Here is a 15,503-nt window from a genome sequence, read left to right on the forward strand (position 1 = left end):
TATTTTTAGAAATGTTTTATAAACATGTAAGATGTCAGATTTTTTACCAAAACGAATTCAACTTGTTTACACACTATCTTTAGTGACAGCATTTTTTGCTTTGGTATATTTTTTTATAGGATTATCATTTAACTTCACAACGCTAGGATATTATCACTTAGCATCTGCTTTCATTTTTATTTTCTGTGCTTATATTGTTAAGAAACGTAAATTAAATACTTCAAGAATTACTTATTTCATTACGTTCAATCTTAGTGTAACTTTAACTGCTTCGTATATAGGAAAACAAGGAAGTATTGAATTTCTATTACTATTTGCTTTTGCACTTCCTTTTTTTATTTTCTCTTTCAGAAGAGAAAAAAACTTTATTGCTATTTTCTCAACATTTGCTTTACTATTATGGTTTTTACTTTATATAACAAAATTCAATTTGTTTACTACTGAAAAATTAGATATTGAAATTGCTTCTAAATTCTTTTATCCTCTTTCTTTAGCTACTACTCTATTTTTAATCACTTTTCAATTGGCATATTTTTCTTACTTAAACAGTGCACATTATAAAAGGATTTATTCAAAAAAACAACGAGCTTTAGAAGCATCATCTGCAAAATCAAAATTTTTAAGCATGATGAGCCATGAAATTAGAACTCCTTTAAATGCAATTGTAGGACTTTCACATATTTTAGCAGATACAAATCCTAGAGAAGATCAAAGAGAAAATATTGAAGGATTAAATTATTCAGGTAAAATTTTATTGAATCTATTGAATAATGTTCTCGATTTCAGTAAAATGCAATCAACAGAAATTAACTTAGAAAACATTCCAACAAATTTATATGATGGTGTAAAACAAATTCAAAAAATACACGAAGCAAATTGTATTAATAAAGGAATCAAATTAAACGTTGAAATTGAAGACAACTTACCAATAGTGTTATTAGACATTGTAAGATTTAATCAAATAATCAATAACTTATTGACAAATTCTATAAAATTTACAGATAAAGGTGGTGTCACTTTAAGAATTCGTAGAGGAAGCCAAACCAATACAACTGTTACTGTAATTACTGAAATTATTGATACAGGAATTGGAATTCCAAAAGAAAAATTGAAGGAAATTTGGGAAGCTTTTTCACAAGCTTCTTCAACAACAAATCGACTTTATGGAGGAACTGGTTTGGGGTTACCAATCGTAAAAAGTATTATTGAAGCAATGGGTTCTGAAGTAAAAATAGACAGTGTTGTAGGCAGAGGAAGTAGGTTTTATTTTAAATTAGTACTAAATAAAGCATTGGATTCTGAATTGAAAAAAGAATCTGTTAAAAATATTTACAATTTTGAAGGTAAAAGAGTGCTTTTGGTAGAGGACAATCTTATCAATGTTATGGTTGGAAAACAAATTCTGGAAAAAGAAAAACTGATTGTAGAAGTTGCAAATAATGGTGAAATTGCTGTGGAAAAAGTGAAAGAAAATACTTACGATGTAATTTTGATGGATATCCAAATGCCAGTTATGGATGGTTATGAGGCTTCCATTGAAATCAGAAAATTCAATAAAGAAATTCCGATTTTAGCTCTTTCAGCATCAATTTTTATGGAAGTTAAAGATAAAATAAATGAATCTGGTATGGATGGCTTTATATTTAAACCATTTGACCCTAAAGAATTATTAAAAGAAATTGATTTTTTTGTCAACAAAAAAACAACCTCTCAATAAAATTTATCATTCAATGAAAGAATTTTCAAAAAGAAGAATCCAATTGGTATTTGCTTTAGCCATTGTAAGCATAGGGCTATCCATTTTTTGTTCTTTCATTGCACATAAATTCAATTTTTATTGGCTAAGAAATTATATAGCTTTTAATATCATTCTTTATGGAACGGTTGCCTATTTGGCAAAAAAAGGAATGCTAACCATTGCAAGACCTTTTTATTTGGTAACCATCAATTTAGGCTTAACAATAATTGCTTCTTATGTTGGAAAACCTGGTGGAGTTGAATTTGTTTTTATATTCACAATTGGATTGCCCTATTTTATATTTTCATTTACTAGAGAGCGATTATTTGTTTTCATTTTTGCCCTTTTTCCAATTTTATTATGGTTTTTGCTATTTATAACAGATTTCAATTTATTTACCAATCAAAAATTTGATGTAAAAGTAGCCGACGAATTTATTTATCCTATAGCAATGATGTGCACAGTTTTATTAGTGCTTTTTCAATTGATTTATTTCTCAGTACTAAATTCACGCTATGCATCAAACGTAAATTCACAACATGATGATGCTTTTGAAGCTTCCAATGCTAAATCAAAATTTTTAAGTACAATGAGTCATGAAATTAGAACTCCCTTAAATGCGGTAATAGGACTCTCTCATATTTTAGCAGACAATAATCCCAGAAAAGACCAACTTGAAAACATAAAAGCATTGAATTATTCTGGGAAAATTTTGATGAATCTACTAAATAACGTGCTAGATTTCAGCAAAATGCAATCAAGTAAAATTGTGTTAGATGAAATTCCAACAGATTTTTATGCAGCCATAAAACAGATAAAAAAAATTCATGAAGCAGCCTGTTTTCGAAAAGGAATTGTCATGAATTTAGAAATAGAAGAAGGCATTCCATTGGTCCTTTTAGATGTTGTTAGATTCAATCAAGTAATTAATAATTTGGTAAGCAATGCCATTAAGTTTACAGAAAAAGGAAGTGTTACATTACGAATAAAAAAAAGCAAAGAAAATGCCAAAACTGTTACGATTTCTACAGAAGTTATTGATACTGGCTTAGGAATCCCTAAAGATAAGCTTTCTGAAATATGGGAAGATTTTACACAAGCATCAACAGCAACAAACAGATTATATGGTGGAACAGGTCTGGGTTTACCTATTGTAAAAAGTATCATAAAAGCAATGGATTCTGATGTGTTTGTTGAAAGTAACATCAATCAGGGAAGTCGTTTTTATTTTAATATAAATTTAAAAAAGGCAACAGAAATTGACTTAAAAAAAGAAGCTGAGCATAGAGAATATGATTTTGATGGAAAGAAAATATTACTTGTTGAAGACAATCAATACAATATTTTAGTTGCAAAACAAATTTTAGAGAAGGAAAAGCTAATTGTAGACGTTGCTGAAAATGGTTTGATTGCCTTAGAAAAAATTAAATATAACCAATATGATGTTATTTTGATGGATATTCAAATGCCAGTGATGGATGGCTATGAAGCAACCAAAGAAATACGAAAGTTTGATAAAAAAATTCCCATTTTAGCTTTATCCGCCTCCGTTTTTACTGAAATTAAAGAGAGTGTTACGAAAAGTGGCATGAATGGATTTATTGTAAAACCATTCAATCCTGATGAATTGCTTTTTGAAATTAATAAAGCAATTGTTAGAATTTAGCAAAAAAAAATGCTCCCAAAATATGAGAGCATTTATTATTGATTTTAGATTATTTAAACATTTGCTGCTAACCAATCACCTACTTCTTTTGTTCCAAATGATTTTCCTCCATCAGATAAATCTTCGGTCACAATGCCATTGGATAATGCTTTTTCAACAACTTCTCTGATTGCTTTTCCTTCTGCCATCAAACCAAAATTTTCAAACATCATTGCTGCAGACAACACTGTAGCCATTGGATTTGCAATATTTTTTCCAGTTGCTTGAGGATAAGAACCGTGAATTGGTTCAAACAAACCAATATCAGACCCTATTGAAGCACTTGGCATTAAACCCATAGAACCTGAAATTACGGATGCTTCATCTGTCAAAATATCTCCAAATAAATTTTCAGTAATCAAAACATCATAACTGTTAGGCCATTGCACCAAACGCATGGCAACTGCGTCTACAAATTCATACGAAACTGTCACTTCTGGATAGTCTTTTTCCATGGCTTGCACAGTTTCTCTCCACAATCTTGAAGTTTCTAACACATTTGCTTTGTCAACACAACATAATTTTTTACTTCTAGTCATCGCCAATTCAAAACCTTTTTTTGCCAAACGTTGCACTTCATGTCTTGAATATACACAATTGTCAAAAGCAGTTTCGCCATTGTCTCTTCTTCCTTTTTCGCCAAAATAAATTCCTCCTGTCAATTCTCTTAAAAAAACCAAATCAGTTCCTTCAATTCGCTCTCTTTTCAAGGGTGATTTATCCAATAATGATGGAAATGTAAATGTTGGGCGCACATTTGCGAACAAACCCAATTTTTTTCTCATTTTAAGCAATCCTTGTTCAGGACGCACTTTTGCAGACGGATCATTGTCATATTTTGGATGTCCAATGGCACCAAATAATACAGCATCAGAAGTGATACAAATCTCATGTGTTTCATCAGGATAAGGTTCTCCAACTGCATCAATGGCTGCAGCTCCAGTCAAAGCTGGTCTCCAAGTTATTTCATGTCCAAATTTTTGTGCAATTGCATCCGAAACTTTTACTGCTTGGTCAATCACTTCAGGACCAATTCCATCTCCTGCTAATAAGGCTATTTTTAATTTCATTTTTTTTAATTTGGCTTTTGGCTCTTTGCTTTTGGCATTTAGCTAATTGCTAAAAGCAAAAAGCTTTTAAATAATATTCAACATTTTTTCAGTGGCTTTGATTGCAGAAACTGTTTGATCCGAATCTAATCCTCTTGTAATAAACTCTTTGGTTTCACTTTTCCAAGTGATAATCGTTTCGCACAACGCATCAGAATTACTTCCTGGCGGAATTCGAACTGCATAATCAATCAAATTTGGAATGACTTTTTTACTATGAGTTTTGTATAATTTTTTCAACGCATTCATAAAAGCGTCAAATTGTCCATCACCTTGCGCATGCGCTTCATACAAAACGCCTTCTACTTTTAACATCAATGTTGTAGAGGGTTTCAATCCTTTTGCATGACCCAACACGTAATTTTCAACAACTACCCTTCTTTCAATTTCTTCACTATCCAACACATCAGAAATAATGTAAGGCAAATCTTCTTGAGAAACGACTTCCTTTTTATCACCCAATTCTATGATTCGTTGGGTCACTTTTTTCAGTTCGTCATCATTCAAACTAATTCCTAAATCTTGTAAATTTTTTTGAATATTTGCTTTTCCCGAAGTTTTTCCAAGCGCATATTTTCGTTTTCTTCCAAAACGTTCAGGCATTAAATCATTAAAATACAAATTGTTTTTATTATCTCCATCTGCATGAATTCCAGCAGTTTGTGTAAAAACATTGGCACCAACAATGGGTTTATTTACAGGAATCCTGAATCCAGAAAAATTCTCAACCAATTTACTTACTTTGTGAAGTGCTGTTTCTTTGACTGTAATTTTTACCTCTTTCAAAAAATCATTGATGACTGCAATTGTACTCGCCATAGGAGCATTTCCTGCACGTTCACCCATTCCATTTACTGTGAGATGTAAACCATTTACACCCGCTTTTACTGCTTCCATAACATTGGCAACTCCCAAATCATAGTCATTATGACCATGAAAATCAAAGTGAATTTTAGGAAATCGTTCACGAACTTCTGATATAAATTGAAAAGTTTCTGATGGAGTTAAAATCCCCAAAGTATCTGGCAATAAAATACGTTCAATAGGTTGTGAAGCTAAAAACGTCAAATATTCAAAAACATATTCCTTTGAATTTCGCATGCCATTTGACCAATCTTCCAAATAAACATTGGTTTTGATGTTGTTTTTTTGAGCTAATTCAATCGTTTTTTTGATGTCTGAAAAATGTTGTTCAGGTGTTTTTTTTAACTGATGTGTCAAGTGATTTAAAGAACCTTTTGTCAATAAATTTTGAACTTTTGCACCAGAAGAAAGCATCCAATCTATTGATTTTCCTTCATCAACAAAGGTTAATACTTCTATTTTTTCAATCAAATTTTGCTGAGTTGCCCATTCAGTGATTTTCTTCACAGCCTGCATTTCGCCATCAGAAACTCTCGCAGAAGCAATTTCAATTCGGTCAACTTTTAATTCTTCTAATAATAATTTGGCAATCGTCAATTTTTCGGATACAGAAAAAGACACTCCAGAGGTTTGTTCTCCATCTCTGAGTGTGGTGTCCATGATTTCAATTTTTCTGGGCTCCATATTCTAAAAAAAATTAAAAAGGTCTTGTTGATGCAAAAGCAGTGATTTCGGTTTCGATGTTTTTTAGATAATCAATATCGTCAAAACCATTCAACATATTTTCTTTTTTATAAGAATTGATTTCAAATTTTTCTGATTCACCTGTTGTTAAAAGTGTTACAGTTTGCGAAGGTAAATCTACTTCAATCTCTGTTTTAGAATCTGCAAAAATGGCGTCAAACAATTTCTCTGCAAATTCAGGAGAAACTTGTACTGGCAAAACACCAATATTCAAACAATTATTTTTGAAAATATCTGCAAAAGCTGATGAAATTACACATCGCAATCCAAAATCATAAATAGCCCAAGCAGCATGTTCTCTAGAAGATCCTGAACCAAAATTTCTTCCTCCCACTAAAATTTTACCTCCGGAATATATTTCTTTATTCAAAGGAAAATCAGATTTTGGAGTTCCATCTGCATTGTATCTCCAATCTCTAAAAAGATTATCACCAAATCCTTCACGCTCAGTCGCTTTTAAAAAACGAGCAGGAATGATTTGGTCTGTATCAACATTTTCAATGGGTAATGGATATGCTGTACTTTTTAATGTTACAAATTTATCGTAAGCCATATTATTTTGAGTATTCAGTTGCCAGTTACAGTTGGCAGTTGTTATATTTTAAATTTTTTATTAAACAGTCTACTGAAAACTGAGACTGTAAACTTTTTTTACCCCACCAACAATGTTCTAGGATCTGTTACAACACCTTCAATTGCTGAAGCTGCTGCTACTAATGGAGAAGCTAACAATGTTCTTGAACCTGGTCCTTGACGTCCTTCAAAATTTCTGTTAGAGGTTGAAACAGCCAATTTTCCTGCAGGAACTTTATCATCATTCATTGCCAAACAAGCTGAACAACCTGGTTCTCTTAACTCAAAACCTGCATCAGTAATTATGGTATCTAAACCCTCTGCTTTGATTTGGTCAACCACTTTATGTGAACCTGGCACCAACCAAGCTATCACATGTTCCGCTTTTCTTCTTCCTTTTACAATCGAACAAAATGCTCTAAAATCTTCAATTCTTCCATTGGTACAAGAACCTAAAAAGACATAATCAATTTTTTTACCCAACATACTTTCACCTTCATTAAAGTGCATGTAACCCAACGATTTTTTATAGGTTTCAACGCCACCTTCCACTTCAGAAGCATTAGGAATTGATTTAGTTACTCCCATTCCCATTCCAGGATTGGTTCCGTACGTAATCATGGGTTCTATTTCGGAAGCATCATAATTGAATTCGATATCAAAAGTGGCATTTTCTTCAGTAAAAAGTGTTTTCCAATACGCCATTGCTTTATTCCAATCATCTCCTTTTGGCGCCAAAGCACGACCTTTGATATACTCAAATGTTTTTTCATCAGGAGCAATCATTCCTCCTCTTGCGCCCATTTCTATGGATAAATTACACACTGTCATTCGTCCTTCCATAGACATATCTCTAAAAACTTGTCCTGCATATTCTACAAAATAACCTGTTGCACCTGAGGTGGTTTGTTTAGAAATAATGAATAAAGCCACATCTTTTGGAGTTACGCCCAAACCTAATTTGCCATTAATATTAATGCGCATTTTTTTAGGTTTTGGTTGCATAATACACTGAGTTGACAAGACCATTTCCACTTCTGATGTTCCAATTCCGAAAGCAATTGCCCCAAAAGCACCATGCGTTGATGTGTGAGAATCTCCACAAACAATAGTCGCTCCAGGCAATGTAATTCCATTTTCAGGACCTACCACATGCACAATTCCGTTATTTTTATCGCCTAAACCCCAATGTGAAATTCCGTGTTTTGCTGCGTTTCTTTCTAAAGCATCCAATTGATTCGCAGAAAGCGGATCTTCAACAGGTAAATGCTGATTGATAGTTGGTGTATTGTGGTCTGCTGTTGCAAAAGTTCTTTCAGGGTATAAAACGCTATTTCCTCTACTTTCCAATCCTAAAAAAGCTACAGGACTTGTCACTTCGTGAATGAAATGACGGTCTATAAAAAATACATCAGGACCTCCTTCAATACTTCTCACTACATGTGAATCCCACACTTTATCAAACAATGTTTTTGCCATATTTTTATAATTTTCTGTTGTAATTGCTACTAGCTTTCAAAAGTAAGGTTAAAAATACTTGAAACAAGTTTACAATGAAATATATCATTATATCCAACGCTTATTCACAATAGTATGTTTTTGATATACAGCTACTTAATTAATTTTCAAATACGATGTCTAATCCTGAAAGCAGCTGGAATATTTTTTCAGAAAAACTCTTTTGGTAGAATAAATAAAAAAGCATCCAAAAAATGGATGCTTTTCAAATATGATACATCGAAATTTATTTACTCAAATACATTTTTCTTCGAGAGTATAAATTGTAAAAATCGTCGTCTTTTAAATTATCAATAAACAAAATACTTTCTCCTGTTGATTTCATTTCTGGCCCTAATTTTTTATTTACATTCGGAAATTTATCAAACGAAAACACAGGTTGTTTAATCGCATATCCTTCTAGTTGAGGATTGAATTTAAAATCGGTAACTTTATTGTGACCCAACATCACTTTTGTGGCATAATTTACATACGGTTCTTTGTATGCTTTTGCGATAAAAGGCACTGTTCTTGAAGCTCTTGGATTGGCTTCAATAATATAAACAACATCATCTTTGATGGCAAATTGAATGTTAATCAATCCCACTGTTTTCAAAGCTCTTGCGATTGTATGAGTGTGATCTATGATTTGTTGCATCACCAAATCACCCAAATTAAAGGCTGGCAACGTAGCATTTGAATCGCCTGAATGAATTCCACAAGGCTCAATATGTTCCATAATTCCAATGATATACACATTTCCATCAGCATCACAAATAGAGTCTGATTCTGCTTCAATGGCTCCGTCTAAATAATGATCTAGCAACAATTTATTATTTGGAATTTTTCGCAATAAATCAACCACATGTTCTACTAATTCCTCTTTATTGATGACAATTTTCATGCCTTGACCACCCAACACATAACTTGGTCTTACTAAAATTGGAAAATCCAATTCGTCAGCCAAAGCCAATGCTTCATCTGCAGTTTCTGCTACACCAAAGTCAGGATAAGGAATATTATTATTCTTTAATAATTCTGAAAAACTTCCTCTATCTTCAGCCAAATCAAGGGCTTCAAAAGAAGTTCCAATGATTTTAATTCCGTATTTAGTTAACTTTTCAGCTAATTTCAACGCTGTTTGTCCACCCAATTGCACAATGACTCCTTCTGGTTTTTCATGACGAATGATGTCATAAATATGTTCCCAAAAAACAGGTTCAAAATACAATTTATCAGCCGTATCAAAATCCGTAGAAACTGTTTCAGGATTACAGTTGATCATGATGGTTTCATAACCACATTCTGCTGCTGCTAAAACTCCGTGAACACAACAATAATCAAACTCAATTCCTTGACCAATTCTGTTAGGCCCTGAACCTAAAACAACGATTTTCTTTTTATCTGTAACAATACTTTCGTTGGCAATGACGATTTCACCATCAGCAGTTTCAATTTCATTTTCAAACGTTGAATAATAATAAGGTGTTTTTGCAGTAAATTCAGCAGCACACGTATCTACTAATTTATAAACACGTTGCACTTTTAGTTCGTCTCTTTTTTTGTAAACTTCACTTTCATAACAATCCAACATGTGTGCAATTTGCCTATCACCATACCCTTTTTGCTTTGCTTCGAGTAATAAATCTCTTGTAATTGTATCAATATTGTATGTTGAAATTTCCTTTTGCAATTGAAATAATTCCTCATATTGCTTTAAATACCACATGTCAATTTTTGTGATATCATAAATTTTGCTCAATGGAATTCCGATAGCAATGGCATCATAAATGGCAAAAACACGATCCCAACTTGCATTGGTCAATTTATCGATAATTTGGTTGTAATCTGTATATCCTTTGCCATCTGCACCTAAGCCATTTCGTTTGATTTCAAGAGATTGCGTTGCTTTGTGCAAGGCTTCTTGAAACGAACGTCCAATTCCCATTACCTCTCCAACTGCTTTCATTTGCAATCCTAAAGTTCTATCTGAACCTTCGAATTTATCAAAATTCCAACGTGGTATTTTTACGATTACATAATCTAATGTGGGTTCAAATAACGCTGAAGTTGATTTGGTAATTCCGTTTTCCAATTCATCTAACGTATAACCAATCGCTAATTTTGTAGCCACTTTTGCAATAGGATAACCTGTTGCTTTGGATGCCAAAGCTGATGAACGAGAAACACGAGGATTGATTTCAATCGCAATAATATCCTCTTTTTCATCAGGAGAAACTGCAAATTGCACATTACAACCTCCTTCAAAATCGCCAATAGAACGCATCATATGGATCGCCATATCACGCATTTTTTGGTAGGTTTTGTCGGACAATGTCATTGCAGGTGCCACAGTAATTGAATCTCCAGTATGAATTCCCATAGGATCCATATTTTCGATAGAACAAATAATCACCACATTGTCATTATGATCTCTCAACAATTCCAATTCATATTCTTTCCAACCCATCATGGCTTTGTCAATCATTACTTCATGAATGGGTGATGCTTCTAAACCTCTTCGTAATAATTCATCAAAATCTTCCGCTTTATATACTATGGAAGCTCCTGCTCCACCCAAAGTATAAGAAGAACGAATTACCAAAGGAAAACCAAATTCTTGAGCAATTTCTTTTCCTTTTAAGAAAGATGTTGCTGTGGCTTGAGGAGCCATTGGAATACCAATTTTCAACATCAAATTTCTAAATTGTTCTCTATCTTCAGTGATATTGATAGCATTGATATCCACACCAATTAATTTCACATTGAAATCTTTCCAAATTCCTTTTGTATCAGCTTCAATACACAAGTTCAATGCTGTTTGACCACCCATTGTTGGCAAAACTGCATCAATTTGAGGATGCTCTTTTAAAATTTTGATGATTGATTTTGTTGTTAAAGGCAACAAATACACATGATCTGCCATAGAAGGATCAGTCATGATGGTTGCAGGATTGGAATTGATTAAAATAGTTTCGATTCCGTCTTCTCTTAAAGAGCGTAAAGATTGTGAGCCAGAATAATCAAATTCGCAAGCTTGTCCAATAACAATAGGTCCAGATCCGATAATTAAAACTGATTTTAGGTCTTCTCTTTTTGGCATGATAAGTAATTGAAATTTATAAGTTTGTAAAAATAAGTAGTGTTTGGATATAAAAAAAGGTGTTACTAAAAAAGTAACACCTTATATATTAACAAATTGTTAATCATTTATTTTTTTGGTCTTGATTCAGATGAAACAGTTAATTTTTTTCTTCCTTTTGCTCTTCTACGTGCCAACACTTTTCTTCCATTAGCAGAAGCCATTCTTTCTCTGAAACCGTGTTTGTTTCTTCTCTTTCTTTTCGATGGCTGGTATGTTCTTTTGCTCATTTCTTTTTATCTTAAATGTCTTCTAAACTAATTTTATTTGCCATAAACGTACCTTGTTTAAAGCGTGGGCAAATATACAACTGTTTTTATTTTTGACAAATAGTATTTGAAAAAAAAATAAAAATATTTTTTTTTAACTAATATCTTCATTTTTTTGAATGTTTTTCAACATTTTTATTTGTGATAAAATCTTTAAATCTTACTTTTGCCCAAACCTAACAAGACCATGCACAATACCAAATACGTTTTTGTCACAGGAGGCGTAACTTCATCACTTGGAAAAGGAATTATAGCTGCTTCATTAGCAAAATTACTGCAAGAAAGAGGCTTTTCTGTAACCATTCAAAAATTAGATCCATATATCAATATTGATCCAGGAACCCTAAATCCTTATGAACATGGGGAATGTTATGTGACAGATGATGGTGCAGAAACTGATCTAGATTTAGGTCATTATGAGCGTTTTTTAAACATTCCAACAAGTCAAGCAAACAACGTAACTACTGGAAGAATTTATCAATCTGTTATCAATAAAGAGCGAAAAGGTGAATTCCTTGGAAAAACGGTACAAGTAATTCCTCATATTACAGATGAAATCAAACATCGAATTCAAATTTTGGGTGAAACTGGTGATTATGATATCGTCATTACTGAAATTGGAGGAACTGTTGGCGATATTGAATCCTTACCTTATGTAGAATCTGTGCGTCAATTGTTGTGGGAAAAAGGCGAAGAAAATGCGATTGTAATTCACTTAACTTTGGTTCCTTATTTGGCTGCAGCTGGTGAATTGAAAACCAAACCAACACAACATTCTGTAAAAATGTTGATGCAAAGTGGAGTAAGTCCTGATATTTTAGTTTGCAGAACTGAACATCATATTTCAGATGATATCAGACGTAAATTGGCACTTTTTTGCAATGTTAAAAAAGAGGATGTCATTCAATCTATTGATGCAAAAACCATTTATGATGTTCCAAATTTGATGTTGGAAGAAGGTTTGGATGAAGTGGTGTTGAGAAAATTGCATTTATCAACTGAAAAAAAACCAGCACTAATTGAGTGGAACGAGTTTTTAAGAAAACACAAAAATCCAACTTCTCATGTAGAAATTGCGTTGATTGGAAAATATATTGAATTGCAAGATTCTTACAAATCCATTTCAGAAGCTTTTATTCATGCAGGTTCTTCTAATGAGACAAAAGTGAACATAAGATGGGTGCATTCTGAAAGTTTAGAAATCGATAATTTTGAAGAAAAATTAAAAGGTGTCAACGGAATTTTAGTAGCTCCAGGTTTTGGAGATCGTGGAATTGAAGGAAAAATCAGCGCTGTAAAATATGCCAGAGAACATAATATTCCTTTTTTCGGAATTTGTTTAGGAATGCAAATGGCTGTGATTGAATTTGCCAGAAATGTCTTGAATTTGCAGGATGCTTTTTCAACAGAAATGAAAAGTGACTGTAAAAATCCTGTGATCAATTTGATGGAAAGTCAGGAAAAAGTTACAGAAAAAGGCGGAACCATGCGTTTGGGAGCTTGGGATTGTCAAATTTCTAAAAACTCAAAAGCGTTTGAAGCATATCAATCTGAAATGATTAAAGAACGTCACAGACACAGATATGAGTTTAATAATGAGTATGTTACAAAATATAAAGACGCAGGAATGATTGCCACAGGAACCAATCCAAAAACAGGTTTGGTTGAAATTATTGAAATTCCAACTCATCCTTGGTTTGTGGGTGTACAATATCATCCAGAATATAAAAGTACCGTTTTAAAACCTCATCCTTTGTTTGTCGATTTTATCAAAGCTGCCTTGAAACAGTCTAAAAAATAATTTCGGAATAGTGTTTGAAAAACTAACAAAATTAAAATATAACAACATAAAACCCTACTAAAACTAGGTTTTTAATTACATTTGTGGCGTTTTTATCAAGAAAATTCTTGATTTGCTGACAAATTGACATTTATACATACACATGGAAGAAAAAAAATTCGACTACAATTCGCTGATTGGAATGATACTTTTAGGAGCGATTATGCTTTGGTATTTCAATACAAATGCACCAGAAATTACTCCAGAATCTACCACAACAAGTGTTGAAAAAGTTTCTAAAAAAAATGCTCCAAAAAAAGAGGTTTTTCCAACAAATACTGCTTCTTTTTCAAACGATTCCATCAAAGAAATTGAATTTAAAAATAAATTGGGCGCATTTGCTATGAGTGCAATGCAAGCGCAAGAAGGTACTACAATCCTAGAAAATGAGTTGGTCAAATTAACGATTGACAATAAAGGTGGACAAATAAAAGAAGTTTTATTAAAAAAATTTAGGCGGTATGATTCATTGCCTTTGTATTTGATTAAAGATAATAATGCTAGTTTCAATATCAATTTTGGAACTACAGACAACAGAATTTTAAATACCAAAGATTTATTTTTTAAACCAAATTTCTCTAAAAACGGTAAAAATCAAGTGTTGACATTGCGTTCAAAAGTATCTGAAACTCAGTTTTTAGAGTACAGATATGAAATGAAATCGAACGAATATATGATTGATTTTTCTATTCGTTCAACTGGTTTGAGTGGCGTTTTTAATACCTCAAATCCAATCAATTTAAGTTGGAATTTGAATGCTTACCGAAATGAAAAAAGTATAAAGACCGAGAATACAATGTATACAGAATTCTACTATAAGGCTGAAGGTGATGTAGATTATTTTAAGGTTGATACAGAAGACAATGTAAATGATGTAGACTGGGTTGCGTATAAACAACAGTTTTTTACGAGTAATTTACTTACGGATACTCCTTTTAATAAAGCAAAACTGTCTACTACTGATTTAGTAAAAGATGAAAAAATTGATACTGTTTTTACAAAAAGATTTCAATTAGTAACACCATTAAGTTTAACTTCTGGTGAATTGAATTATCATATGAAATGGTTTTATGGTCCAAGTGATTATAACCTTTTGAAAGAGTATGAAAATACGGATTTAGCTGAAATTTCTGATTTAGGCTGGGGAATTTTTGGATTTTTAAACCGAGTTGTTTTTTATCCAGTTTTCAACTTTTTGAAAGGATTTTTATCAAACTTCGGATTGATTATCATTTTAATGACGATTGTTGTGCGAATTATCATGTCGCCTTTGGTGTATAAATCGTATTTATCAAGTGCGAAAATGAAAGTAATTCGCCCAGAATTGAATGCGCTTTTAGAAAAATATCCAGGAAAAGAAAACGCCATGAAACGTCAACAAGAAACCATGGCAATTCAGCGAAAAGCGGGCGTTAGCATGTTGTCAGGTTGTATTCCTGCATTGCTACAAATGCCAGTTTTCTTTGCATTATTTAAGTTTTTCCCAACCAATATTTCTTTGAGACAAGAAGGGTTTTTATGGGCTCCAGATTTGTCTTCTTATGATACGATTTTCACCTTACCATTTTCCATTCCTTTTTATGGAGATCACGTAAGTTTGTTTCCTATTTTGGCTTCTGTAGCCATTTTCTTTTACATGCAAATGAACCAAAGTCAGCAAGCAAATATGCAAATGCCACCTCAAGAAGGCATGCCTGATATGGCAAAAATGATGAAAATCATGATTTATTTGTCGCCAATTATGATGCTATTTTTCTTTAATAACTATGCAAGTAGTTTGAGTTTGTATTATTTTGTTTCAAATTTATTGACCATTTTCATCATGTTATTTATCAAACATTTTGTGATTGATGAAGCAAAAATTCACGCTCAAATAGAAGAAAATAAAAAGAAACCTGTAAAAGTCAGCAAGTTTAGACAACGAATTGACGAGGCAATGAAACAAGCGCAAGAACAACAAGCCAAACAACAGAAGAAGAAATAGGTTGTTGGCTTTTAGCTTTTAGGAAATATCAAAAACCC

The 15,503-nt window shown here is 32.5% G+C and carries 10 protein-coding genes; 4 read left to right on the plus strand and 6 right to left on the minus strand.

Features of this window, described 5'->3' with window-relative positions; all coding sequences use genetic code 11:
• Positions 1-31 precede the first annotated feature (31 nt).
• A complete protein-coding gene (locus IU405_RS12360) occupies positions 32-1,717 on the plus strand; it encodes a response regulator (RefSeq protein WP_197438921.1) in 1,686 nt (561 codons plus the stop codon).
• 13 nt (positions 1,718-1,730) lie between these two features.
• Entirely contained in the window at positions 1,731-3,404 is a 1,674-nt protein-coding gene (locus IU405_RS12365) for a response regulator (protein WP_197438922.1), read from the plus strand.
• A gap of 53 nt (positions 3,405-3,457) precedes the next feature.
• Here IU405_RS12365 and leuB read toward each other — a convergent pair whose 3' ends face one another.
• The 6 genes from leuB to rpmH all read right to left on the minus strand — a co-directional run bounded on the left by leuB (position 3,458) and on the right by rpmH (position 11,602).
• Positions 3,458-4,513 (minus strand): 3-isopropylmalate dehydrogenase, encoded by a 1,056-nt coding sequence (gene leuB / locus IU405_RS12370; RefSeq protein ID WP_197438923.1) that lies wholly within the window; start codon positions 4,511-4,513, stop codon positions 3,458-3,460.
• Positions 4,514-4,579: 66 nt separating this feature from the next.
• Positions 4,580-6,100, minus strand: a complete 1,521-nt coding sequence (locus tag IU405_RS12375; RefSeq protein ID WP_197438924.1) for an alpha-isopropylmalate synthase regulatory domain-containing protein — start codon at positions 6,098-6,100, stop codon at positions 4,580-4,582.
• A gap of 13 nt (positions 6,101-6,113) precedes the next feature.
• Complete coding sequence (leuD, locus tag IU405_RS12380) at positions 6,114-6,713, minus strand: 3-isopropylmalate dehydratase small subunit (RefSeq protein WP_197438925.1); 600 nt, start codon at positions 6,711-6,713, stop codon at positions 6,114-6,116.
• A gap of 98 nt (positions 6,714-6,811) precedes the next feature.
• On the minus strand, positions 6,812-8,212 hold the full coding sequence (gene leuC / locus IU405_RS12385) for a 3-isopropylmalate dehydratase large subunit (protein ID WP_197438926.1): 1,401 nt from the start codon (positions 8,210-8,212) through the stop codon (positions 6,812-6,814).
• Positions 8,213-8,477: 265 nt separating this feature from the next.
• On the minus strand, positions 8,478-11,333 hold the full coding sequence (carB, locus tag IU405_RS12390; protein ID WP_197438927.1) for a carbamoyl-phosphate synthase large subunit: 2,856 nt from the start codon (positions 11,331-11,333) through the stop codon (positions 8,478-8,480).
• Positions 11,334-11,440: 107 nt separating this feature from the next.
• On the minus strand, positions 11,441-11,602 hold the full coding sequence (gene rpmH / locus IU405_RS12395) for a 50S ribosomal protein L34 (RefSeq protein WP_075342879.1): 162 nt from the start codon (positions 11,600-11,602) through the stop codon (positions 11,441-11,443).
• Positions 11,603-11,828: 226 nt separating this feature from the next.
• Between rpmH and IU405_RS12400 the strand changes: the two genes are divergently transcribed.
• Positions 11,829-13,442 carry a CTP synthase gene (locus IU405_RS12400; protein WP_197438928.1) on the plus strand — a complete coding sequence of 538 codons (1,614 nt, stop codon included), beginning with the start codon at positions 11,829-11,831 and terminating at the stop codon, positions 13,440-13,442.
• A 142-nt stretch (positions 13,443-13,584) separates the two neighbouring features.
• Positions 13,585-15,465, plus strand: a complete 1,881-nt coding sequence (gene yidC / locus IU405_RS12405; RefSeq protein ID WP_197438929.1) for a membrane protein insertase YidC — start codon at positions 13,585-13,587, stop codon at positions 15,463-15,465.
• Positions 15,466-15,503: the final 38 nt, after the last annotated feature.

The sequence above is a fragment of the Polaribacter sp. BAL334 genome, assembly GCF_015767435.1.
Lineage (GTDB): Bacteria > Bacteroidota > Bacteroidia > Flavobacteriales > Flavobacteriaceae > Polaribacter.